This is a genomic window from Solibacillus sp. FSL W8-0474, from assembly GCF_038004065.1.
Lineage (GTDB): Bacteria > Bacillota > Bacilli > Bacillales_A > Planococcaceae > Solibacillus > Solibacillus faecavium.
Window position 1 is genome coordinate 2,364,896 of sequence record NZ_JBBOQJ010000001.1, and the last position, 22,601, is coordinate 2,387,496.

At 39.3% G+C, this 22,601-nt stretch carries 22 protein-coding genes; 3 read left to right on the forward strand and 19 right to left on the reverse strand.

Annotated features, from left to right (window positions below; all coding sequences use genetic code 11):
- The first annotated feature begins 73 nt into the window (after positions 1–73).
- Entirely contained in the window at positions 74–463 is a 390-nt protein-coding gene (locus NYE67_RS11910) for a general stress protein (RefSeq protein WP_340728306.1), read from the forward strand.
- Between the two features lie 2 nt (positions 464–465).
- Here NYE67_RS11910 and NYE67_RS11915 read toward each other — a convergent pair whose 3' ends face one another.
- The 5 genes from NYE67_RS11915 to mce all read right to left on the reverse strand — a co-directional run bounded on the left by NYE67_RS11915 (position 466) and on the right by mce (position 4,607).
- Positions 466–816, reverse strand: a complete 351-nt coding sequence (locus NYE67_RS11915) for a hypothetical protein (RefSeq protein WP_340728307.1) — start codon at positions 814–816, stop codon at positions 466–468.
- A 4-nt stretch (positions 817–820) separates the two neighbouring features.
- Positions 821–967: a hypothetical protein gene (locus NYE67_RS11920; protein WP_340730182.1), complete on the reverse strand. Its 147-nt coding sequence runs from the start codon at positions 965–967 to the stop codon at positions 821–823.
- Entirely contained in the window at positions 958–1,758 is an 801-nt protein-coding gene (locus NYE67_RS11925; protein WP_340730183.1) for a GrpB family protein, read from the reverse strand. The genes NYE67_RS11920 and NYE67_RS11925 overlap by 10 nt, the downstream gene beginning before the upstream one ends.
- An 873-nt stretch (positions 1,759–2,631) precedes the next feature.
- Positions 2,632–4,179, reverse strand: coding sequence for an acyl-CoA carboxylase subunit beta (locus tag NYE67_RS11930; RefSeq protein WP_340728780.1), 1,548 nt, complete (start codon positions 4,177–4,179; stop codon positions 2,632–2,634).
- A gap of 14 nt (positions 4,180–4,193) precedes the next feature.
- Positions 4,194–4,607, reverse strand: coding sequence for a methylmalonyl-CoA epimerase (gene mce, locus NYE67_RS11935; RefSeq protein ID WP_336046916.1), 414 nt, complete (start codon positions 4,605–4,607; stop codon positions 4,194–4,196).
- A 109-nt stretch (positions 4,608–4,716) separates the two neighbouring features.
- Here mce and prli42 point away from each other — a divergent pair, with 109 nt between their 5' ends.
- Positions 4,717–4,812 (forward strand): stressosome-associated protein Prli42, encoded by a 96-nt coding sequence (gene prli42, locus NYE67_RS11940; protein ID WP_008404197.1) that lies wholly within the window; start codon positions 4,717–4,719, stop codon positions 4,810–4,812.
- A 24-nt stretch (positions 4,813–4,836) separates the two neighbouring features.
- On the opposite strand, the gene NYE67_RS11945 is transcribed toward prli42, so the two are convergent.
- The 10 genes from NYE67_RS11945 to NYE67_RS11990 form a co-directional block, all read right to left on the reverse strand.
- Entirely contained in the window at positions 4,837–5,793 is a 957-nt protein-coding gene (locus NYE67_RS11945) for an aromatic acid exporter family protein (protein WP_340728309.1), read from the reverse strand.
- Between the two features lie 73 nt (positions 5,794–5,866).
- The gene (locus NYE67_RS11950; protein ID WP_191699952.1) at positions 5,867–6,307 is read right to left on the reverse strand and encodes a BrxA/BrxB family bacilliredoxin; all 441 of its coding nucleotides are present in this window, start codon (positions 6,305–6,307) and stop codon (positions 5,867–5,869) included.
- Positions 6,308–6,379: 72 nt separating this feature from the next.
- On the reverse strand, positions 6,380–7,471 hold the full coding sequence (gene meaB / locus NYE67_RS11955; RefSeq protein WP_340728310.1) for a methylmalonyl Co-A mutase-associated GTPase MeaB: 1,092 nt from the start codon (positions 7,469–7,471) through the stop codon (positions 6,380–6,382).
- Complete coding sequence (gene scpA, locus NYE67_RS11960) at positions 7,471–9,621, reverse strand: methylmalonyl-CoA mutase (protein WP_340728311.1); 2,151 nt, start codon at positions 9,619–9,621, stop codon at positions 7,471–7,473. Before scpA ends, meaB begins: the two co-directional genes overlap by 1 nt.
- Complete coding sequence (locus NYE67_RS11965; RefSeq protein WP_340730184.1) at positions 9,618–11,294, reverse strand: methylmalonyl-CoA mutase family protein; 1,677 nt, start codon at positions 11,292–11,294, stop codon at positions 9,618–9,620. The genes scpA and NYE67_RS11965 overlap by 4 nt, the downstream gene beginning before the upstream one ends.
- Before the next feature lie 132 nt (positions 11,295–11,426).
- Positions 11,427–12,770 carry a dihydrolipoamide acetyltransferase family protein gene (locus tag NYE67_RS11970; protein WP_340728314.1) on the reverse strand — a complete coding sequence of 448 codons (1,344 nt, stop codon included), beginning with the start codon at positions 12,768–12,770 and terminating at the stop codon, positions 11,427–11,429.
- Between the two features lie 255 nt (positions 12,771–13,025).
- A complete protein-coding gene (locus tag NYE67_RS11975; protein WP_340728315.1) occupies positions 13,026–14,009 on the reverse strand; it encodes an alpha-ketoacid dehydrogenase subunit beta in 984 nt (327 codons plus the stop codon).
- Complete coding sequence (locus NYE67_RS11980) at positions 14,009–15,019, reverse strand: thiamine pyrophosphate-dependent dehydrogenase E1 component subunit alpha (protein ID WP_340728316.1); 1,011 nt, start codon at positions 15,017–15,019, stop codon at positions 14,009–14,011. Before NYE67_RS11980 ends, NYE67_RS11975 begins: the two co-directional genes overlap by 1 nt.
- A gap of 70 nt (positions 15,020–15,089) precedes the next feature.
- A complete protein-coding gene (gene lpdA / locus NYE67_RS11985; RefSeq protein WP_340728317.1) occupies positions 15,090–16,499 on the reverse strand; it encodes a dihydrolipoyl dehydrogenase in 1,410 nt (469 codons plus the stop codon).
- Positions 16,500–16,631: 132 nt separating this feature from the next.
- Positions 16,632–17,726 carry a Leu/Phe/Val dehydrogenase gene (locus NYE67_RS11990; RefSeq protein ID WP_340728319.1) on the reverse strand — a complete coding sequence of 365 codons (1,095 nt, stop codon included), beginning with the start codon at positions 17,724–17,726 and terminating at the stop codon, positions 16,632–16,634.
- 411 nt (positions 17,727–18,137) lie between these two features.
- Between NYE67_RS11990 and NYE67_RS11995 the strand changes: the two genes are divergently transcribed.
- Entirely contained in the window at positions 18,138–18,371 is a 234-nt protein-coding gene (locus tag NYE67_RS11995; protein ID WP_340730185.1) for a DUF2627 domain-containing protein, read from the forward strand.
- A 33-nt stretch (positions 18,372–18,404) separates the two neighbouring features.
- Here NYE67_RS11995 and NYE67_RS12000 read toward each other — a convergent pair whose 3' ends face one another.
- The 4 genes from NYE67_RS12000 to spo0A all read right to left on the reverse strand — a co-directional run bounded on the left by NYE67_RS12000 (position 18,405) and on the right by spo0A (position 22,384).
- Entirely contained in the window at positions 18,405–19,133 is a 729-nt protein-coding gene (locus NYE67_RS12000; protein ID WP_340730186.1) for a glycerophosphodiester phosphodiesterase, read from the reverse strand.
- Positions 19,133–20,704: a DUF342 domain-containing protein gene (locus NYE67_RS12005; protein ID WP_340728322.1), complete on the reverse strand. Its 1,572-nt coding sequence runs from the start codon at positions 20,702–20,704 to the stop codon at positions 19,133–19,135. Before NYE67_RS12005 ends, NYE67_RS12000 begins: the two co-directional genes overlap by 1 nt.
- A 144-nt stretch (positions 20,705–20,848) precedes the next feature.
- Positions 20,849–21,283, reverse strand: a complete 435-nt coding sequence (locus NYE67_RS12010; RefSeq protein WP_340728324.1) for a hypothetical protein — start codon at positions 21,281–21,283, stop codon at positions 20,849–20,851.
- Positions 21,284–21,592: 309 nt separating this feature from the next.
- Positions 21,593–22,384 carry a sporulation transcription factor Spo0A gene (gene spo0A / locus NYE67_RS12015; protein WP_191699969.1) on the reverse strand — a complete coding sequence of 264 codons (792 nt, stop codon included), beginning with the start codon at positions 22,382–22,384 and terminating at the stop codon, positions 21,593–21,595.
- Positions 22,385–22,601: the final 217 nt, after the last annotated feature.

Below are 22,601 nucleotides of genomic sequence, written 5' to 3' on the forward strand. Positions count from 1 at the left end.
ATAGTATGATTTCATTTTGTTATTACTACCACTTCATTAAAAAATCCATTACAATGAAAAAAAAGAGGTGACAATGATGGAGTATCGACGTGAAATCGGGTTAGTATATTCAGTTGACGAAGCATTGGCAAAGCTTAATATTATTCGTGCGCATGGCTTTTCTGAGCATGAAATCCATCTATTTGCTAAAGATATCCGTCCTCTTCATTCTTTAAAAATGTATACCGAAATCAACATACACGCTGCCGGCAATTGGATGGATCAGATGATTAGCTTAATTACAGGTCAAAATGTATATGAAGTGAGCTTGCGGATTTTGCAGCTTACACAAGAGGAAGTCGCGCATTATGGTCACGGAATTGAGCAAGGGGCCATTTTTCTATTTGCTGAGCACGAGCATCCTTACGAAAAAGAACCGGTAAAACAAAGAGTTCCAGTCAATATCCCGAACGTTGTGGACTAGCCTTACAAAAAACTGCCGTTATTTATAACAAAATTATATATTAATGAACCAGCTATCAAAATACCGACAACTATATTCAACAGAATAACTAGTCGTTTCGGGAAAGGTATTTTTAGTAACGATGCAATGGACCAGTGAATAACACTATAAACAAATTGCACAAGTAAAGTACCCAATGTATAGAATGCAATATAAAACAGACGTCCACTATTCGATATATCTCCCGGTGGTGCATCTGCTGCAATGAATAAAAGCATGCCCATAAACAGTTCTGATAAAAGATGGCAAAAGTAGCCGATAAAGCCGATCATCGCCGAATACAACAAAAAATTGATAACCTCTTTTAATTTCAATCCATCACCCCAAATTGTGCTTTTTTAATGATATTAACGGAAAATAATCCGCATGACCTCGAATGAGCAGTTTCCCATCATCCGGTGTAACCCAGAAAAAACGGAATACCTTACCATCTTCTGCTCCACCACCAGTTGGTTCTAGTTCCATTCATCTTGAGTCTCATCTATATTTAACCGATAAAAGTATCGGTGATGAATTACGCCATCATCATTTTCCCAGAAATCGTCAATCAGATAATGAATGTCGGGGAAATTGCTTAACCCCGTTTCCTCCTCCATTTCTCGCTTCACTGCATCAACAGGCAGCTCCCTATGCTTTACGGTTCCTTTAGGAATTTGAATACCTGCTTTCTTTACCGGATGCTGAAATACTAGAATTTGAGTCTCTGCCTCTGTCATTCTTGTTATGTATCCATAGGATTTTTTAATAATCGACCATTCCTGTGCTTCTTCCATTAGCCCGGTTACGAAACTTTCTTTAGCTTGTTGGTAACTGGACGTATCATCTGGAAATTTAGTTGCAAGTTCTATTTTCAATTGTCCGTATTTTCGTGCTTGCTCAGGATGATTCATTAAATAATATTTAAATTGTAAATGCTTATTTATATTTTCATGACCAGCACGATAAATATGCACATGATGGCTTCGATTATGACCACCTTTTGTATAATAACGACGGTCTGTTATGCCGTTTTCACCTCGTACTTCATAGCCAAGTTGACACATTTTTTCATCATAAAGTACAGTCTTATCAATATTTGAAAGTCCAATCACAATATCGATAATCGGTTTTGCATAGCCTATAGTCGGAATAGCTGTACTTCCAATATGATAAATTTGAATTAACTCTTCCTGGAAAATATCCTTTAGCCGCCTTGCTTCTTCCTCATATAATTTATTCCAATCACTTGTCCATTTACGGATGATTGTATTTCTCATAAATTAACTCCCTTCTTCAAAAATGGTAATCAGAGATGCTTGGAAAATAGACGACCATAACATGGGGTTGCTTTTCTAATAAAATTCCACTTGATTGGTGGGCTGCGGCAAGACAGCGCTAAAGCCACGTGTCTTTATCACTGCCTTTATTGCCGTTTGCGAGGCCCACCAATCCCAAAATTATACCCTCGTTATAAAGTGAAGTAAAAAACACCTAATCAAGCCGCTTGCGCTATCGCGAGGCGGCAGAGAGCAGAAATGCTAAGTTTTATTATCTTCATTTTTGCAGAAATTTACGTTACGCCAAAGCAGAGTGACATGGAGCGAAGGGTGAGCCGCCCAAAATACTGGACTCCTTAGCGATTAAGCGTGCGCGGAAAATAGTTGCTCCTGTCGCTGCCGCTTTCGTCGCAAAACTTTTTGACAAAAGCTTTGGAGCCACGCCGCCCGGAACGGAGTACAACGGACGCGAGCTTCAAAAACACTTGCTCGACGCGTTTTCCCCGTAGAACAGCAGAACGCAATTCATTAGAAAATCTTATTTTTTCAATTTTGTCATCCCCAACTTATGGTGATGAATCTAATAGACGGAGAATTTCCGCTTATTTGGAAAATTATATACTTTATCGCTCAAATAGAGGGAGTAATTCCGCTTATTGTTCTGAAAAACATAAATATAGGGAATTTTTCACTAAATAAACGGAAAACTTCCCCTTATTTAAGCCAAAATCAGTGCCATCTTTAAAATAGCCGGAAAATCTCCGCTTATTTGTTGGTCGGAATCCTTGCTCGGTCATCTCACCCACTTTAAACAAAAACACCAGCCCTCTATAAAATAAAGAGCTGGTGCCATACTGTTTTAAACAGTCAAAATTATAGTGGAATGTTGCCGTGTTTTTTATACGGACGGTCTTCTTGCTTCGTTGAAAGCATATCCAATGCCTGGATTAGCTTAATACGCGTTTCACGAGGATCAATTACATCGTCAACCATACCGCGAGATGCGGCAACATATGGGTTAGCGAATTTTTCTTTATATTCCTCGATCTTCGCTGCACGTGTAGCGTCTGGATCTGCAGATTTCGCGATTTCACCTGCGTGAATGATATTCGCTGCACCAGCAGCACCCATTACCGCGATTTCAGCATTCGGCCATGCAAACACTAAATCTGCGCCAATTGCTTTTGAGTTTAATGCTACATATGCGCCACCGTATGCTTTACGTAAAATAACCGTAATTTTCGGTACAGTTGCTTCTGAGTATGCATAAAGAATTTTCGCGCCGTGTCGGATAATTCCGCCGTGCTCTTGCTTAACACCTGGGAAGAAACCAGATACGTCTTCGAATGTAATAACTGGAACATTAAATGCATCACATGTACGAACGAAACGAGCTAATTTATCAGATGAATCGATATCAAGTCCACCTGCTAAGAACTTCGGCTGGTTACAAACTAATCCTACTGATTCACCCGCGATACGTGCAAAACCAACTACGATGTTTTTCGCAAATTCTTTTTGCACTTCCATGAATGTTCCTTCATCTACCACTTGTTCTACTACTTTACGAACATCATAAGATTTCGTTTGGTCGATCGGAACGACATCAACAAGCTCTGAACGGAAGTTGTCGCCTTCTGGAGCTGGCTGCTTCGGTGCTTTTTCCTTATTGTTTTGCGGTAAGTAAGATAGTAATTGCTGAATTTGTGCAATGGCTGCTTCTTCATTTTCAGCGCGGAAGTGGGCATTACCTGAAACCGCATTATGCACTTTTGATCCACCTAAACCTTCAGCAGAAATTTTCTCACCTGTAACTGTTTCAATTACTTTTGGACCTGTAATAAACATTTGAGACGTTTTATCAACCATTAAGATGAAGTCCGTAATTGCTGGTGAATAAACAGCACCGCCAGCACATGGTCCCATAATTACTGAGATTTGCGGAATAACACCTGAATAAATTGAGTTACGGTAGAAAATGTGGCCATATCCATCTAAAGAAAGTACACCTTCTTGAATACGCGCACCGCCTGAATCATTAATACCGATAAATGGTGTACCGTTTTTAGCAGCTAAATCCATAACTGCAGCGATTTTTTTCGCATGCATTTCACCTAGTGCTCCACCAAATACAGTAAAATCTTGCGCGAATAAATAAACATTACGACCATTAATTTTACCGAAACCTGTAACAACACCATCACCAGGTCCCTCTAATTTCCCCATACCAAAGTCAACAGTACGGTGTGTAATGAATGGGTTAATCTCAACGAATGATCCTTCATCCAATAACATTTCGATTCGCTCGCGGGCAGTCATTTTACCTTTTTCGTGTTGCTTTTCAATACGTGCATCGCCGCCACCAAGCTGGATTGCTTCTTTGCGGTCATATAGCTCATTAATTTTATCAAACATATCCATCGTAATTGTCATCGTTATTTATCCCCTTTTCCGCTTTTATCACATAATTCATAAAGTACACCAAATGAGTCTTTAGGATGTAAAAACGCCACTTCTGCGCCACCAGCACCTGGGCCTGGCTCGTCCGACAGCAGTCTTACACCTTTTTCACGTAATTCTGCCATGCGCTCGCGGATCCCCGTTACACCAAAAGCAACATGGTGAATGCCTTCTCCACGCTTTTCCAAAAAGCCGTGAATCGCACTCTTTTCACTCATCGGTTCGAGAAGCTCAATTTTCACATTTCCTGCATCAATGAACGCTACTTTCACTTGCTGAGATTCTACTTCTTCCATTTTTAAAAGCTTTAAACCTAGCGTTTCTGTGTAATATGTAATACGTTCTTCAATATTGCGTACAGCAATACCAATATGATCAACTTTTTCCACGATGTTTGACTCCCTTATAATAAAATTTCTATGAGGTAATTCAATAGTACTTGAGAATTCCTTCAGATTTGTTAAACTAAAATTAGTTCATTATGAAGGAGCGAAAACAATGAGCAACAAAAAATTCCAAAAGATCGTCGTTTATTCAATGGTTGTAATTATGTTAATTTCAACTGTGGCAATGGGCGTAGCAGCAATCATGTAATGGATGTTTCGTACATCCATTTTTTTATTTCATACCTTTAAATGATTGCTTTATAACAAGATAAGCATCCATTTCCTCAATAAACTGATACAACGATGCCATCGCAATAAACGTCTCATGGTCATTAGGCAGCGGCATTTTTGCAAACTCTTCCTTCACTTTATCCAACTTCTCCAAAAAATGACTTGCTGTATTTCCCGAGTGAACATGCTCACTAAGGTCTTCTATAAATGCTGCAACAAGTGGCGCCTGCTCGGTCATAACCGGTAGTGTTGTTATTTTAGGCAACACACGTTCAATAATTTCGAGCTGCTTTTCACGCATATCAAAATACACATAATATATATTTTCTTTACGTGTTAAATGGTTTTCGACATCTTTGAACGCTAGCGCTTTCCCCGCCTCAATCACCTTTGCTGCTTCAATAATTTCTTTACCATCCCATAACGTATCACCATTTCGTAAATACACGGCAATTTCCGCCAGTATTTTCTTTAATAATGATTCAATCTTTTCACGATTGTAAAACAGGCCATGCTGTATATCAGGCATGTACATATTAATAACTACCCCGACGCCAAAACCAATTGCCATTAATCCCAATTCATTTAATAGTAAATCGGTTGTAAAATCAGCAGTTAAAAAAATATGCATCATAATGACAGAACTCGAGATAAAGCCTTCCACAACCCGCAATGATACGATCGTAGGTATGAATAGAAGTAAAACAATCCCCAAAACGATCGGTGAATAACCGAATATTTCGAAAAATATGAATGCATATGTCATACCAACCAATGTGGAAACGACTCTCGTATAAACTGCATGGAGAGATTTTCGTTTAGTTGGTTGAATACATAAAATCGTTAAAATTCCGGCCGCCGTAAAAAACTGTAAATCAAAATACTGGGCAATTGCTATCGCGATAGAAGCTCCAAGCGCTGTTTTCAGTGTACGATAGCCGATTGAAAATTTTTTCATATCGGTAGTACCCCCTTTTTATAGTAAGTGTAACGGGTGCACATTATGACACCCGTCCACTTAAAATAATCGCTTAGATTTCTTCGCAGTTCTCTTCGAAGTGTCCTTGTAGGTTTGTTACAACACTCATTGGATCATGACCTTCGATTTCAAAACGACCAACTTCTCCAACAACTTGACCATCTTTTAATAAGATAAATGATGGTGATGATGGAATGTGATCTTCACCGAAATAATAACGAGCAGCTGCTGTCGCTTCTTTATCTTGACCAGCAAATACTGTTACTAAATAATCCGGACGTTTATCATAATGTACAGCATGTGTTGCTGCTGGACGTGCAATACCGCCTGCACAGCCACATACAGAATTCACCATTACAAGTGTAGTCCCTTTACGAGCAAACGCTGCTTCTACTTCTTCCGGAGTGCGCAGTTGTTCATAGCCAGCTGCTTCCATTTCCGCACGTGCAGTCGTTGTAATTTGTTGCATAAATAAATCATAATCCATGTTCATAAGCTTTTTAGCCCCTTTCAATATTCCTTTTTACTATAGCAAGGTTACGAAAGATGTGCAAAGACTGTTGATTCATTTATTATTGTCTTCTTCACCAAATAATGCATTGACCCCTTGTGTAACGGTTAAACGTCCATGCAAAATTTCATCCTCAAGTGAACGTACTTGCTTTTTTCGATCCGAATTTTTATAAAACGAATCGATTAAATGGTCGGTAATCATCGAATGGAACCAATCACGTGTTTGTTTATGTCGTCGGAGATTCCAATAGTTGGACTCCTTCACGGTCTGCTCAAATTCCATTAACATCGCCCAAACGTTATCCAGGCCTTTTTTCTCCATTGAAGAAACAGTTAAAGCTGTACTTAACCAGCCTGGTGTGGATGGCTGCAAGAAGTGAAGTATTTGTTTGTATTCCTGCATTGTCCGACGTGCCGGGCGAACATTGTCACCATCCGCTTTATGGACGATAATGCCGTCCGCAAGCTCCATGATGCCCTTTTTCATACCTTGCAGCTCATCGCCTGCACCCGTCAATACGAGCAGTAGGAAGAAATCGACCATGCCGCGTACATACGTTTCACTTTGTCCGACACCGACTGTTTCTATTAAAATTACGTCATAGCCAGCTGCTTCACATAAAAGCATTGTCTCTCGAGATTTTTTATGGACACCGCCTAATGTCCCGGCACTAGGTGATGGACGAACAAATGCGTTTTCTTGACGCACTAGTTCTTCCATCCGCGTTTTATCCCCTAAAATACTACCACCTGAAAGTGACGAGCTAGGATCTATCGCCAACACGGCTACGCGCTTCCCCATTTTACAAAGCATTGTACCAAACGCTTCAATAAATGAGCTTTTGCCTGCACCTGGAACACCCGTAATGCCAATACGAATCGCATTGCCTGTATGCGGCAAAAGCTCTTGTAACAGCTTTTGCGCGTCTTCTTTATGGGTATTGTTCGAGCTTTCGATAAGCGTAATGGCTTTTGCAAGCGATGTACGGTCACCTGCTCGAACTTCCCCTGCTAACTGTTGAATATCAAGCGCTTCCTGCTTTTTTTTCCTGAATTTCTTTGGGTTTGAATAGCTCATACCATCATGACCACCCTTCACGCCATCCATGACAAATAAAGCACTTTTGTCTTGATGTGGCATCATTATTCCGCCACTTCCTCATAGCCTAGCTTCTTGTAAATTTCTTCAATGATACGCATTGCTGAAACCGGAATTACTGAACCTGGACCGAAAATGGCTACAGCACCTGCTTCATATAGGAAATCGTAGTCTTGAGCTGGAATAACCCCGCCGCAAATAACGATAATATCTTCGCGACCTAGTTTTTTCAGTTCCGCGATTAATTCAGGCACTAATGTTTTATGTCCTGCTGCAAGTGAAGAAACACCAACACAGTGAACATCGTTTTCGTTTGCCATTTGAGCTGTTTCTTCAGGCGTCATAAACAATGGAGAAATATCTACGTCAAAGCCTAAGTCGGCATATCCCGTTGCAACAACTTTCGCACCGCGGTCATGTCCGTCTTGTCCCATTTTCGCTACTAAAATACGTGGGCGACGGCCTTCTGCTTCTAGGAAGTCTTCTGTCATTTGTTTTACTTCAGCAATCATTTCATCATCTGAGAAGTTTGCTGAATATACCCCTGAAATTGAACGGATAATCGCTTTATGACGACCTGATACCGCTTCAATCGCATCAGAAATTTCACCTAATGATGCACGTGCGCGAGCTGCATCTACAGCAATCGCCAATAAGTTTTCAGAGCCATCCTCAGCTGCTTTTGTAAGACGGGCTAAATGTTTTTGCACTTCCGCTTCATCACGTGTTGCCTTCATTTTTTCAAGTCGTGCAATTTGTGCTTCACGAACGATTGCATTGTCGATATCTAAAATATCAATCGGGTCTTCTTCAGCAAGACGATATTTGTTAACCCCAACAATCGTTTCTGCTTTTGAGTCGATTTTTGCCTGGCGTTTTGCCGCAGCTTCTTCAACTTTCATTTTTGGCAGACCTGTTTCGATCGCTTTTGCCATACCGCCTAGCCCTTCAATTTCCTCGATTAATTCCCATGCTTTTTCTGTCAGTTCTTCTGTTAGTTTTTCAACATAATACGAACCGCCCCATGGATCGATTACTTTCGTCATACCCGTTTCTTCTTGCAGGAATAACTGTGTATTACGTGCAATACGAGCCGAGAAGTCTGTTGGCAAGGCGATTGCTTCATCGAGTGCGTTCGTATGAAGTGATTGAGTATGCCCCATCGCTGCTGCATTCGCTTCGATTAATGTACGCGTTACGTTATTGAATGGATCTTGCTCCGTTAAACTCCAGCCTGATGTTTGCGAGTGTGTACGTAGTGCAAGAGACTTTGAATTTTTCGGGTTAAATGTAGACATCATTTGTGCCCAAATACGACGTGCTGCACGCATTTTCGCGATTTCCATGTAGTAGTTCATACCGATAGCCCAGAAGAATGATAATCGTGGTGCAAATGCATCGATATCAATACCTGCTTTTAATCCCGTACGTACATATTCCAAACCGTCAGCCAATGTATAAGCAAGCTCGATATCATTCGTCGCACCAGCTTCTTGAATATGGTAGCCCGAAATAGAAATCGAGTTGAATTTTGGCATGTATTTCGCTGTATATTCGAAAATATCGGCAATAATTTTCATCGACATAGCCGGTGGGTAAATATACGTATTACGCACCATATACTCTTTTAAAATGTCGTTTTGAATCGTTCCTGCCAATTTGTCTGGTGAAACGCCCTGTTCTTCTGCAGCCACAATATAGAAAGCCAATACAGGTAGTACAGCACCATTCATAGTCATAGATACCGACATTTGATCCAACGGAATTCCGTCAAACAAAATTTTCGCATCTTCAACAGAATCGATTGCCACTCCGGCTTTTCCGACATCCCCTGTTACACGAGGATGATCTGAGTCATAACCGCGGTGTGTTGCTAAGTCGAATGCTACAGATAATCCCTTTTGTCCCATCGCAAGGTTACGACGGTAAAACGCATTTGATTCCTCTGCTGTCGAGAAGCCTGCATATTGACGAACTGTCCATGGACGAGCAACATACATTGTAGGGTATGGTCCACGCGTATTAGGCGCGATACCTGCCACATCATTTAAATGTTTAGCTTGTTGATTATCCGCTTGATTGTATACCGAATTTACTTCGATGCCTTCATTTGTTAAATATGAGCCTGTAGAAGTAAGTTGTTCCGCCTGTAGCACATCTTCAATTACAACGGATTCGAAATTTGCTTTACTCATTGTTGTACCTCCTTCACACGCGTCACGACATCATTTAGTTTCTGAACAATATTTTGACCTGCAAAAATAAAGCCGTTTAAGCCGTTCGCAGTCCATGCTGCTTCATCATCTTTGAATTTACCAGCAACATCTATTACGACATTTGCTTTTTTACTTTGTAGCAGTGTCGGTAAAATGGCCTTTGTATCATCATCAGTAGCTGCAACAACCACATAATCATATTCCGCGCTTTCTAACCACTGCACAGCATCTTCAATTGTTTGGAACCCGGCAGTTTGATGTGCCACAATTCCTGCTGTTGCAAAGAAGCCTTGTACGAAATCAGCACGCGGCTTATAGTTTTTCAGCTCACCAAATGTTAAAATAGCTGGCTTTAATCCTGCTTGAGCAAAATTAGCACGCAAATTTTCAAATGGAAGTGCAATGCGCTTCACATCAGCAAATTGAGCATTTACAGCTGTAGGGATTTCATCTACAGGATTTGCATAAATATTTGTACCAATTAAAGAATGCTTACGTGTTTCCACTTGCGCGATTCTTGTATTATAAACTTCTTCAATTTTTGCATCGATTCCGTAAGCGTGTAATCCGCCTGCTTTTTCGATTTCTAAAAACAGTGCCCATGCTTCTTTTACATAATCAGCTGTCAATGATTCGATAAAGTATGAACCACCAGCTGGGTCGATTACGTTTGTTACATGAGACTCTTCTTTTGTAACAAGGGATACGTTGCGTGCAATACGGACAGATTGGCCAGTCAGTGCTGTTAATGCGTCATGTGGATGCACTGTAATTACATCGGCACCACCGATTGCCGCTGAGAATGCTTCGTTTCCTGCGCGTAATAAGTTTACGTATACATCATACTTTGAGAAGCTGCGTACAGATGTTTCAGCTACTACCGGTACTGCACTTGCTTCATGACCAAATGCTGAAGTAAACGCTTTCCATAACACTTTGAATGCACGGATTTTTGCGACTTCTGCAAAGAATTGTGTATCGACAGCAAATTGCACGAAAAATTTATTTTCAAATTCTTTGAAATCATCCATATCTTTAGCCAGTTCAGCAGCTTGTACTAATGCAATAGCAACCTCTTGAACTGCATTTGCGCCATTATTGTGGAACGGAACTGTGTCGGCCGCATATGTACGGACGTTTGGATAGTCAGCCAGCAAAATGGCTTCTGGTGCAACAATGAATCCTTTTACAGCTGCACGTTTTGATTTATCTATATAATCAAATACACGTAACACGTCATCTTCAGAAGATTTCACTGTAACTTTAAATGAATTTTCAGAAAAATAAGTAGCGAGTTTGCTTAAATTTTCTTCTGACCAGTCAAAAGCAACAGGGCTGTAGATAGTAATCATTTCGTTGCCGCGTAATAAGCTTTCTTCTAGGTTTGCAAAAAAGCTTGCAGCATCTGCCCCATTAATTTGCTGTGCAACAGTAAAACTTGCTGACTCAGTTAGCGAGCGAATCGTTGATACTTGCTTTTCTAATTGATACCCCAGCTTCTCCAATAATGTTTCTTGTGTATATAGTGGCTCAAGCGTAATGTTTTCAATCGTTTTTGTGAATAGGGATTCAAACGGTTTTCCTTTTAAAGCTTTTACCGCTTCTTCCTTCCACTGATTGTAGCTAGCAGACTGAAATTCAATATCTTTCATATTCATTGACATGTGGACGCTTAGTAGCTTCCCCCCTTGTTATATTTCTGTACTATATTTTACACGAGAATGTTCTGACAATAAAGTAAAAAAAAACGCGAAAGCCTTATTTTACAGGCTTTCGCGGCACTTTTAGTAGACTGACATCTTCTTTTTATCTACGTTTTCGAGAATTTCCTTCACACGAGATAGGAATTTACCACAAATCATACCATCCAAAATTCTATGATCTAATGATAAACATAAATTTACTATGGACCTCGGTGCAATCATATTACCCTGTACTATTACAGGCTTCTTTACAATACTTTCCACCTGCAATATGGCTGCTTGTGGATGGTTGATAATGCCCATTGACTGAACAGAACCAAATGAACCCGTATTGTTGACCGTAAATGTACCACCTTGCATATGCTCGAGTTTCAGCTTCCCATTGCGTACAAGATGTGCATATTCGTGAATTTCTCTCGCAATGCCTTTAATCGATTTTTCATCGACATTTTTAATAACCGGCACAAACAATGCATCATCAGTAGCAACTGCGATTGATAAATTAATATCTTTCTTTTGAATAATTTTATCTTCAGCCCATACAGAGTTGATGATTGGATATTCTTTTAATGCCTGTGAAACAGCTTTTAGGAAGAATGCAAAATAAGTCAGGTTAAAGCCTTCTTTTTTCTTAAATTCCTCTTTAATGCTATCACGGTATTCAACAAGCTCGGTTACATCCACTTCCATCATCATCCATGCATGAGGAATTTCATGTGTACTGCGTAGCATGTTTTTCGCAATCGCTTTACGTACTTGTGTTACCGGAATTTCAATATCTCCTGCAGCCGTCACTTGTTCGTTTGGACGTGGTGCAGCTGGAGAAGGTGACGAAGGCTGTGGTTGAGGTGTCATTTCATCCTGTGGCTCAACAAATGCTACTGGTTGTTCATCATTTGAGATTGCTTGATTAGTAGGCTTTCCAGCTGCCACGTATGCTTCGACATCTTTTCTCGTAATACGGTTGCCCGTTCCTGTACCTTCGATTTGGGACAAGTCTACATCATGTTCGTTTGCCAATGCTAAAACTGCTGGAGAAAATCTGCCCGGTTTTCGTTCTGTACGAGCTGGCTTCTCCTCTTTTTTTGCAACAGGCTCTTCTTCTTTTCGCTGTACTCCTGCATTTAAAATCGCTGAGCTGACATTTGAGCTTTTTTCTACAGGTGCAGCTGGCAGTTCAGACCCTTCTATTTCAACCGTACATACAACTGCTCCTACTGGCAGAGTTTCCCCTTCAGAAGCGATGAGTTCCTTAATAACACCTGCAAAAGAAGAAGGGATTTCTGCATTTACTTTATCTGTAGTCACTTCTGCCAACGGATCATATTTATTTACTTTATCGCCCACCTGGACAAGCCAACGTTCGATTTTACCTTCTGTTACACTTTCGCCAAGTTGTGGCATGACAATATTTTGAATGGTCATTTAACAATCCCCCTTTAACTAATAACACTTTGGTGAAATAGTACAAATTTCCACATATAAAATAATTCTTCCGCATAATGTTAGAGTTGATTTCCATTCCGGATCGGACGCTTTCCAGGAGGACGGATCAAGCTTGTAGTCTCTCCCTGGTGCTATTCCCCTAGGAGTCGCCTCCCCTCCATTCCAATCAACTCTTTCCTTTACAAAGTTGTGGCTTACTTATTGCGAAATTCTATATAATTCTTAATCTATTAACTAAAATTCAGCGAGTTCGCGAATGGCTTTTTCCACTTTGTCAGGATTAATCATGAAAAACTTTTCCATTGTTGGTGCATATGGCATCGCGGGAACATCAGGTCCTGCCAATCGTTTGATTGGAGCATCTAAATCAAATAGACAGTGCTCTGCAATAATCGCTGCTACTTCACTCATAATGCTACCTTCTTTATTATCCTCTGTTACAAGCAGGATCTTCCCTGTTTTCTTTGCGGCTTCAATAATCGCTTCTTGATCAAGAGGATACACTGTACGCAAATCCAGAATATGTGTTTCAATACCATCTTTGGCTAAACGCTCTGCAGCTTGTAAGGCAAAATGAACAGCTAATCCGTACGTAATCACTGTGACATCATCACCTTCACGCTTTACATCCGCTTTGCCAATCGGCAATGTATAATCATCTGCAGGTACTTCCCCTTTAATCAGTCGGTAAGCACGCTTATGTTCAAAAAATAATACTGGGTCCGGATCGCGAATAGCCGCTTTTAATAATCCTTTTGCATCATATGGCGTTGAAGGAATAACGATTTTTAATCCTGGTGTCCCGGCAAACATTGCTTCTACCGATTGTGAATGGTATAGTGCACCGTGAATCCCACCGCCAAATGGAGCACGGACAACTAACGGACAGCTCCAGTCATTGTTAGATCGGTAGCGGATTTTTGCTGCTTCTGAAACAATTTGATTCACTGCTGGCATAATAAAGTCTGCAAACTGCATTTCAGCAATTGGACGCATCCCATACATCGCTGCTCCAATCGCAACACCTGCTATAGCACTTTCAGCTAAAGGTGTATCAAGCACACGCGCTTCACCAAACTGGTCATATAAACCGGTTGTCGCTTTAAATACCCCGCCTTTTAAACCAACGTCTTCTCCTAATACGAAGACACGCTCATCACGTTCCATTTCTTCTTTCATTGCTAAATTAATTGCATCAATATAAGAAATTACCGGCATTACGCATCCTCTCCTTCCGCATACACGAAACGCATCGCATGTTCCGGTGAGGCGTAAGCTGCATTTTCTGCATAGTCTGTCGCCTCGTTAACCGTTAGCATTACGCGATCATTTATTTGTTCAAATAACTTATCATCCGCAATTCCGCGGTCTTTTAAGTATGCTTCAAAAAGAAGAATCGGGTCTTTTGCCTTTCCTTCTGCAATATCCTCGGCTGTACGGTATTGACGATCATCATCATCTGAAGAGTGTGCTGTTAAACGGAAAGTAACCGTTTCAATTAAAGAAGGGCCCCCACCGCTGCGTGCACGATCTGCTGCTTCTTTAATAACTTTGTACACTTCCAAAGGATTTTTGCCGTCTACTGTTACTCCAGGCATGCCATAGCCAATTGCACGATCAGATACTTGTGCACAGCCCAACTGACGTTCTACTGGAACAGAGATTGCATATTGATTGTTTTCAACCATGATAATGACCGGTAATTTATGAACGCCTGCAAAGTTGGCTCCTTCATGGAAATCCCCTTGGTTTGACGAACCTTCACCTAATGTCACGAATGTAATAAAGTCCTTTTGCTGCATTTTTCCTGCAAGTGCCACACCAACTGCATGTGGTAACTGTGTCGTTACAGGCGATGAGCCCGTAAGAATGCGGTTTTTCTTTTGTCCGAAGTGTCCCGGCATTTGACGACCGCCTGAATTTGGATCTTCAGCTTTTGCAAAGGCAGATAGCATTAAATCCTTTGCTGTCATACCGAAGTGAAGGACAACCCCCATATCACGATAGTACGGAGCAATATAATCCTTAGTATGGTCCAGTGCAAATGCAGCCCCTACTTGAGCTGCCTCCTGCCCTTGACATGAAATTACAAATGGGATTTTGCCTGCACGATTTAATAGCCACATACGCTCATCTATACGCCGTGCCATTAGCATCGTTTCATACATTTCAATTGCATCTGCATCCGTTAATCCTAACTCTTCGTGTGTAATATTTGTTTCAGTCATAAAATACCCCCTATCATTTATCAATTATTTCTTTGCATAATTGAATCATAACGCTAAAAGTTATTAGAAGTTAAAAATGGATTGCTTTTCCTTCAATTGCAAGTGCTGCTTCTCCGATAATTTCACTCAACGAAGGATGCAAGTGCACCATTTGTCCAAGTTCCCAAGGAGAAGCATTTAAAAATAGCCCCAGTGCTGCTTCAGATATTAAATCTGTCGCATGAGGACCGATTAAGTGTACACCTACTAAATCATTTGTTTTTTCATCCGCAATGACCTTTACAAATCCTTCTGTTTCCCCATAAACAATTGCTTTACCTATTGCCTTGAACGGGAAAGTAGTCGATACGACACTATAGCCGTTATCTTTTGCTTGTTGTTCTGTAAGACCAACGCTTGCTACTTCCGGATTACTGTAAACACCTCTTGCAATGTTGGCGTAGTGAAGTGGATTCGAATTTCCGCTAGCAATATGTTCCACCGCCAAAATGCCTTCATGTGATGCGACGTGTGCCAACTGCATTCCACCAATAACGTCTCCAATAGCATATATATGACTTTCTTTCGTTTGGAAATTATCATTTACTGAAATAAAGCCATTTTCGACTTCTATTTCCGTGTTTTCAAGTCCAATATTTTTTGTATTCGCTATTCTTCCGACTGACAATAGAAGTGCCTCTGCCGAAATTTCCTTATCATTGAGCTGTAGTGATACATTATCCTGTACATTAATTGCCGAAGGATCAAGCTTCACATTCAAATGGACGTTTACACCACGCTTTTTCAATGATTTCAGCATCTCAGCAGAAATCGCCTCATCCTCTGTCGGTAATAAACGGTCACCTAGTTCCAAAATCGTGACATCGACATCAAAATCAACAAGCATCGAAGCCCACTCAACGCCGATCACACCACCACCGATGATAATAACGGACTTAGGCAGCTTTTCAATTGTTAAAAATTCATCCGATGTGAAAACTTTTTCCCCATCGACTTTTAACCCATCCAGATGTCTAGGACGGGAGCCTGTCGCGACAATTACGTTTTTTGGGACAAGCATTTCATTTTCTGTACCGTCATTCATTTCTACTGAAATGGTTCCTGGCATCGGTGAGAATATAGAAGGACCCATAATACGTCCGAAACCGTCATATACATCAATTTTTCCTTTTTTCATTAAGTGTTGGACACCTTTATAAAGTTGCTCTACGACGTTTGACTTTCGCTTTTGAACTTGTTCGAAGTTAACCTTTACATCATTAACTTCCACTCCAAAATCAAGCGCTTTTTTTGATTGTACATATACTTCTGCACTGCGGAGCAATGCTTTCGTAGGAATACAGCCCGCATGTAGGCATGTGCCTCCAAGCTTATTTTTTTCAACGATTGCCGTTTTCAAGCCAAGCTGTGAAGCACGTATTGCAGCAACATAACCGCCTGTGCCACCGCCTAAAATCACAACATCATAATCTTTCGCCATTTCCAACACCCCTTTTTGCATTTAAAATCCAATATACCTCTGCATCATCCGGATGTGGCATTTTGTTGCAAAACCACATCCGTCACATTTAACAAAGGCTTTTTCTTTCAGTGAGAAGCTAAAAGAAATCTATTAACGTCCATTTAATATGTTTTTTTCATTTTGCAGGAACTGACTGCGAGATTTTGCTACACGGGCAATACGCTCTTCAGCCAAACGATTCGCTGCTAAGTATGTTGGAATATCTTCCTTTTTCGAGATCGCAAAAATTTTCTCTAAACTTGTGTAAATCGTTTCAACCCGCTTCATCGCACGCTCACGGTTATAGCCGTATAATTCGTCAGCTACGTTAATTACACCACCGGCATTAATTACATAGTCCGGTGCATAGACAATACCCATTTCATGCAATACTTTACCGTGTCTAGATTCTGCCAGCTGATTATTCGCCGATCCTGCAATCACTTTTGCTTTTAATTGTGGAATCGTTACATCATTTACAATAGCGCCAAGTGCACATGGTGAGAAAATATCGACTTCCTGCTCGTAAATTGCATCCGGTGCAACTGCGACAGCATCAAAATTTGATACGACACGGTCAATCGCCTGCTGATTAATATCAGTTACGATCAATTTCGCGCCTTCTTTATGTAAATATTCACATAAAGTATATGCAACATTTCCAAGCCCTTGTACTGCTACTGTACGACCCGACAGTGAATCATCGCCAAACGCTTCCTTCGCTGCTGCTTTCATCCCTAAAAATACACCATATGCTGTAATTGGCGACGGATTGCCTGAGCTACCGAATGCTGGCGAAATACCTGTTACATAATTTGTCTCTTCGTGAATTAAATCCATATCGGCCACTGTCGTACCTACATCTTCTGCTGTAATGTAACGGCCGTTTAACCCTTGGATAAACCGCCCTAAAGCACGGAACATTTCTTCATTTTTATCTGTGAATGGGTCCCCGATAATTACGGTTTTACCACCGCCTAAATTTAAACCTGCCGCGGCATTTTTATATGTCATTCCACGGGCTAGACGAAGTGCATCTTCAATTGCCGCTTCCTCTGAGGCATAAGTCCACATCCGTGAACCTCCTAGAGCTGGACCTAATGTTGTATCATGAATTGCAATTACCGCTTTTAACCCCGATGCTTCATCTTGGCAAAAGACAACTTGCTCAAAATCATACTTCTGCATGTACTTGAAAATCTCCATAATACTCTACTCCTCCATTTAAGAAAGCGCTTACTTTCTCGTATATTATTGTTTTTTGTTAATTAAGATAATAAATACTTAAATTTGTATAATTTTATTATCGTTATTTTTACAATACTTATAATTTAAAAATGATGCAACTAGAAATCTCCAAATTTAATTAAATTAGAAAATTCGGACAATTTTGAGCATTTATGAGCGCTAAAAAAACAATATTTTCTATGAGACTTTTATTATGCTAACATAACATGTTGATGTAAATTCGACATATCTTTTAATTGAATTCGTTAATTTGGATTGATGTTATTGACATTCTTTTGTGTCATTGTAAAATTAAGTGAAACTTCAATAATAATGACATTAGCCTGATTATACGGTGGGCTGTGCAATCAGTCGGTAGGAGGTCTTTTAATGGCACGTATGGCTGCATTTATCGTTTTAGTTATTCCAGCAATTTTAATGGCTGCTGGTATTAAATTTATGCGCGATACTCTTTTTGGTATATTAATTTCACCATTTCCATGGATTTGGTTACAATTCATTGTAGGCGCCATCTTTTTTGCTGTAGCGTTTTTGTTTTTTGCAGGGTTTTTACTACATCGGGATCGCAAGAGCGGTAAAGTATCGGAGCGCTGGCAAAAATAATTGAGTATACGAAAAAGGTGCCTAGAAAATATTCTAGACACCTTTTTTACGTTGTTGAGCTTCTAGTACTTTATGTGGAAAATCGGTTATCCAGCCAATCACCGCTTGATGGGGAGTTTTTAAAAATGGTTCGTTCCCCCTAATTCCGTAAAATCGTATACCCATATTTGATGCTGTACACAATTCCAAGTACTGCATTTTATAGTATTTCCTATGTGCATGAATAGCATCAATATAATCGCATTTCCCTAATGAATTCCAATCGAACTTTTTCGTTATAATGATGGCCGTTTCAGCTTTCGGCAGGACTTCTTTCACTGATTTTAATAATGAATCATGAAATGACGAAAAATGACTGTTTGCCGGCAATTGTATATTATGTAGGAATGATTTTAGTACATTCTCTTTGGAAATAAGTGATTCTTTTAATTCTATGTTGAGTGATATATTTTCTTTATTTGCCCACTTCAGCACATCCTCAAAGGACATCATCCTCTCTTGAAGAAAGAACCGTTTAAAGCGGGGACCTAAATTGTATTTTACGAGCTCCTTGTAATCACACTGTGAAACAAGTCTATTCTTTCCTGCCAGCCTTTTCAAATCGAGATCATGGAACACAACTAAAATGCCGTCTTTTGAAATTTGTAAATCAAGTTCAATTCCATCTGCACCCAGATCTTTTGCCTTTTTAAATGCAGAGAAAGTATTTTCCAAATAAAAACTCGATGCACCACGATGAGCAAAAACAGGTATATCATTCATTATACATTCAGCTCTCCGTTTTCAATTAAAAATCTTCCATTGGTCATCGTCGATAAAAACGAAGACTTTTTACCAATTTGAATATACGTTCCGGGGTAAGCTTCTTTTTTCACTTCGATTTCTTCCTTTCCGACTTTACGCAAATCATTCATTAACTGCTTAATTTCCCGATCCAGCTCCATTGCCGTCGATTTATTATATTCAAGCTTCTGCTTTGTTTGCTCAAACACTGCAAGTTGTGGCTTCGTCAATTTCTGGACGACCGGCATTAGACGATTTATTTGGTTTTCCAACTGCAAGATATCCTCCTGCATCGTCTTCAGCAATGCGGCCTTCGATTGAATGAGCTCAAGCCCCTCTGCTTTATTTACGCCATTTATAATTAGTTCTGTTCTTCGTTCCAGTCGGTTTCCAGTAATGGCTGTAACGATTTTATTTTTGGCAATAGCTGTACCACCTATAATTTTACCTTTTCGTTCATCCACAAAAATCGACTGTGCTGTAATGATAGATCCTAAAGCATAAAACCCAATATTAACATCTTTCCCTGCTACCAGATGGGCTTCATTTACATGTTTTACGAATATACTGCCTCCTGCTTCAACACGGGTTTGACCTAATCCAAAAATGCCACCTCGTATAAAAACATCTCCATCTGTCGATTTAATGAGTTTCGCACCAGATACACCTTCTGGACCTTCAATCGAAATATCCCCTTTTGCAATGACAGAGTATCCTGGCTGAACCGTACCTCGTATAGAAATTGATCCATTAAAATCAATATTGCCAGTCTCAACGCTAACATCACCATTAATCGGTAAATGATGATTAACACTTATCATTCCTTTATGGTTTTCAAACACACCGCTAATTTTTGAAAGAAGAACTGTTTTTCCGTCTTCTTCCTTTTCATATGCTGATTTACGATCATATTTTAGTGGCAGATCGCGCCCCCATTGTGCAGGAATTGACTCTCCGTACACATTTATTCCAGGAGTACCGGGTTTGGCATGAATCTTTTCGCCTAACCATGTCCCTTGTTCAATTTCAAATATAAAATTCATATCGTAATAATCCGCTGTACCATCTTCTCGAATAACGGGTTTTCGATTAGGCAGCTGTAAATAGGTGATTTTTGCATCATCTCCTTTAATAGGAGGTGTTCCTTGGGCGATCATTATAGCCTTGCCACTTACGATTGATTCGATTTGAATATCGATAACACCATACCTAATATTATTTTGAGATAATATATTTTTTACATCATCCAGAAATAATTGTGGATTTACTCGAATGGACTCTACCGTTTCATAGACGAAAAGAGAAGCAGACATTTTATCTCGTGATACTTCAATCGTAATTGCTGGGAGCCAAGTACCTATTTCTACGGGGGTAGATGTAATCTCCATTAATACTTTTTTCAATACTGCGAAATTGGTTAATTTGATGCGAGGATTTAAACGTACAATCATATCAAAGTCTTTTAATAAAAAACCTGGTTGAATTGTTTTTATATATACTATTTCATTATTTACTGTAATCTCAAAAAAACTATTTTCAAAAATAACCACGAATATCAACCTCCGATACATTCAGTATATACAAAGATTTGATATTTGTTTAGTTAAAAATTTTCACAAAAAATGGTTTTTTAGCCTAGTTAAAAAGTTAATTATAAAGCATTATAATCAAAAGGTATTATTACCTATCTACTATTAATATAAAGTATGATGGTATTGTAACAAACTATGATATATTTCTGATACTCCATCTAAATAACGTTCATCATTAGTCTCTATTGCCTTGATAGTATTGTTAATAAGCATAATGTCTAGTTCAATAGACTCGTTAAGGACTTTATTTTTAACCCCCTTCAAAATTATGACATTTTTCAAACTATTTAGTTCATTTAAGTACTCCTGCATCTTCTCATTAGCCAATTTTAGTTCTGAATTGTTTAATGTCCCTAGTAATAATATATCACTATAACATTCTTCCCGTTGAGTCTGTAATCCTTCTATATAATTTCTTTTAACATCCGTTGTAAAATCCGCTGGTGCGGAAGCTGTCCTAAAATTAAAAGGAAATGTTAAAAGAAGAATGAATATGATTATAATAAGTACAAATATGGGCATTTTCAATCGCTTCATCTATCATCTCTCCTATAATCATTTTCTATCATTTTACCTAAGATTAATGTGAGAAATGTAAAATTAATGTTAAATTCACATAACAGATTGAAACACGATGAAATAAAAAAAGTGTCCAGTACAATTTCTGGACACAAAAAGTGAGTAATACCGAGCATGGTATTATTCTTTGAAAGGAGGTAAGGGAGACTTCTAGGCCTTACTTGCTTTAAATATTCCCCGACTTTTCCTGTCTTAAACTTAATCGATAAAAAAAACACCTCCATATTAGCATTTAAGCTGAAAATGAACGTGTTAAAATCTATTATATTACGAAGCTACCATTTCAATACGAATCTTGTCTGCGATCATAGCAATGAACTCCGAATTTGTCGGTTTTGACTTCATATGGTGTACCGTATAGCCAAATAGCTCTGAAATGTTCTCATAGCTGCCTCTGTTCCATGCTACTTCAATTGCATGACGGATAGCCCGTTCCACACGAGAAGGCGTTGTGCTGAATTTCTTGGCGATTTCCGGATACAGAATTTTCGTTACGGAACTTAATAATTCGATATCATTGTACACCATTTGAATTGCTTCACGTAAATAAGCATATCCTTTTATATGGGCAGGTACACCAATTTCTTTAATTATCCCTGTAATTGTTGTATCCAATAAACGCGTATCAATTTTTGTAGGTGTGTTTGTTGCTAAAATTGGTGTACGTTTTTCCTGTTCAAACTTTTTGCCAGCGCAATGTAGAATTTTGTGCACAAGCTGTTCAAATTCGAATGGTTTCAGCATAAAGTAAGATGCGCCAAAATTCACAGCCTGTTTCATAACATCCTCTTGTCCAAAAGCAGTAAGCATAATAACCTGAGTATTTAGATGACGTTCATCATTGTACATTTCTTCCAATACAGCTAGTCCATCTAAATGTGGCATAATGATATCCAGCAGCAGTACGTCGATTTTATGCTCTTCCAACATTTTAATGCACAATTTTCCATTTGAAGCAGTTGCCACAATTTCAATTTGCGGATGGTTCGCGAAATAAATCTCCATCATTTTTATTAATTCGCGATTATCATCAGCAATCGCAATTTTTACCTTTGTCAATCAAAATCCCCCTTTTATTTTGTCCAATTTCTCCTCTACAAAAACAAACTTTGCCGAGTTTATTAACAAATGCCCCTAATTATTTGTCATAAGAATATAACAAAAATGATCGACAGTTGATACCAATCCCTTTTGCATTGTCCTGTAGGGAAGTTTCGACAGAAATTCTTTAAATCCTTCTTCACACACAAAAATGAGTAACAAGTATTATGTTTTC

What these genes read in the sequence shown, in the direction of transcription:
- NYE67_RS11990 (WP_340728319.1), bottom strand. Translation starts at nt 17,726, where the DNA reads ATGGAGATTTTCAAGTACATGCAGAAGTATGATTTTGAGCAAGTTGTC.
- prli42 (WP_008404197.1), top strand. Translation starts at nt 4,717, where the DNA reads ATGAGCAACAAAAAATTCCAAAAGATCGTCGTTTATTCAATGGTTGTA.
- NYE67_RS11970 (WP_340728314.1), bottom strand. Translation starts at nt 12,770, where the DNA reads ATGACCATTCAAAATATTGTCATGCCACAACTTGGCGAAAGTGTAACA.
- NYE67_RS11920 (WP_340730182.1), bottom strand. Translation starts at nt 967, where the DNA reads ATGGAACTAGAACCAACTGGTGGTGGAGCAGAAGATGGTAAGGTATTC.
- NYE67_RS11950 (WP_191699952.1), bottom strand. Translation starts at nt 6,307, where the DNA reads ATGAACATGGATTATGATTTATTTATGCAACAAATTACAACGACTGCA.
- NYE67_RS12000 (WP_340730186.1), bottom strand. Translation starts at nt 19,133, where the DNA reads ATGAATGATATACCTGTTTTTGCTCATCGTGGTGCATCGAGTTTTTAT.
- NYE67_RS11945 (WP_340728309.1), bottom strand. Translation starts at nt 5,793, where the DNA reads ATGAAAAAATTTTCAATCGGCTATCGTACACTGAAAACAGCGCTTGGA.
- NYE67_RS11980 (WP_340728316.1), bottom strand. Translation starts at nt 15,019, where the DNA reads ATGACTGAAACAAATATTACACACGAAGAGTTAGGATTAACGGATGCA.
- NYE67_RS11965 (WP_340730184.1), bottom strand. Translation starts at nt 11,294, where the DNA reads ATGAAAGATATTGAATTTCAGTCTGCTAGCTACAATCAGTGGAAGGAA.
- NYE67_RS11975 (WP_340728315.1), bottom strand. Translation starts at nt 14,009, where the DNA reads ATGCCGGTAATTTCTTATATTGATGCAATTAATTTAGCAATGAAAGAA.
- meaB (WP_340728310.1), bottom strand. Translation starts at nt 7,471, where the DNA reads ATGATGCCACATCAAGACAAAAGTGCTTTATTTGTCATGGATGGCGTG.
- scpA (WP_340728311.1), bottom strand. Translation starts at nt 9,621, where the DNA reads ATGAGTAAAGCAAATTTCGAATCCGTTGTAATTGAAGATGTGCTACAG.
- NYE67_RS11995 (WP_340730185.1), top strand. Translation starts at nt 18,138, where the DNA reads ATGGCACGTATGGCTGCATTTATCGTTTTAGTTATTCCAGCAATTTTA.
- NYE67_RS12010 (WP_340728324.1), bottom strand. Translation starts at nt 21,283, where the DNA reads ATGAAGCGATTGAAAATGCCCATATTTGTACTTATTATAATCATATTC.
- NYE67_RS11910 (WP_340728306.1), top strand. Translation starts at nt 74, where the DNA reads ATGATGGAGTATCGACGTGAAATCGGGTTAGTATATTCAGTTGACGAA.
- lpdA (WP_340728317.1), bottom strand. Translation starts at nt 16,499, where the DNA reads ATGGCGAAAGATTATGATGTTGTGATTTTAGGCGGTGGCACAGGCGGT.
- NYE67_RS11930 (WP_340728780.1), bottom strand. Translation starts at nt 4,179, where the DNA reads ATGGATATGTTTGATAAAATTAATGAGCTATATGACCGCAAAGAAGCA.
- NYE67_RS11925 (WP_340730183.1), bottom strand. Translation starts at nt 1,758, where the DNA reads ATGAGAAATACAATCATCCGTAAATGGACAAGTGATTGGAATAAATTA.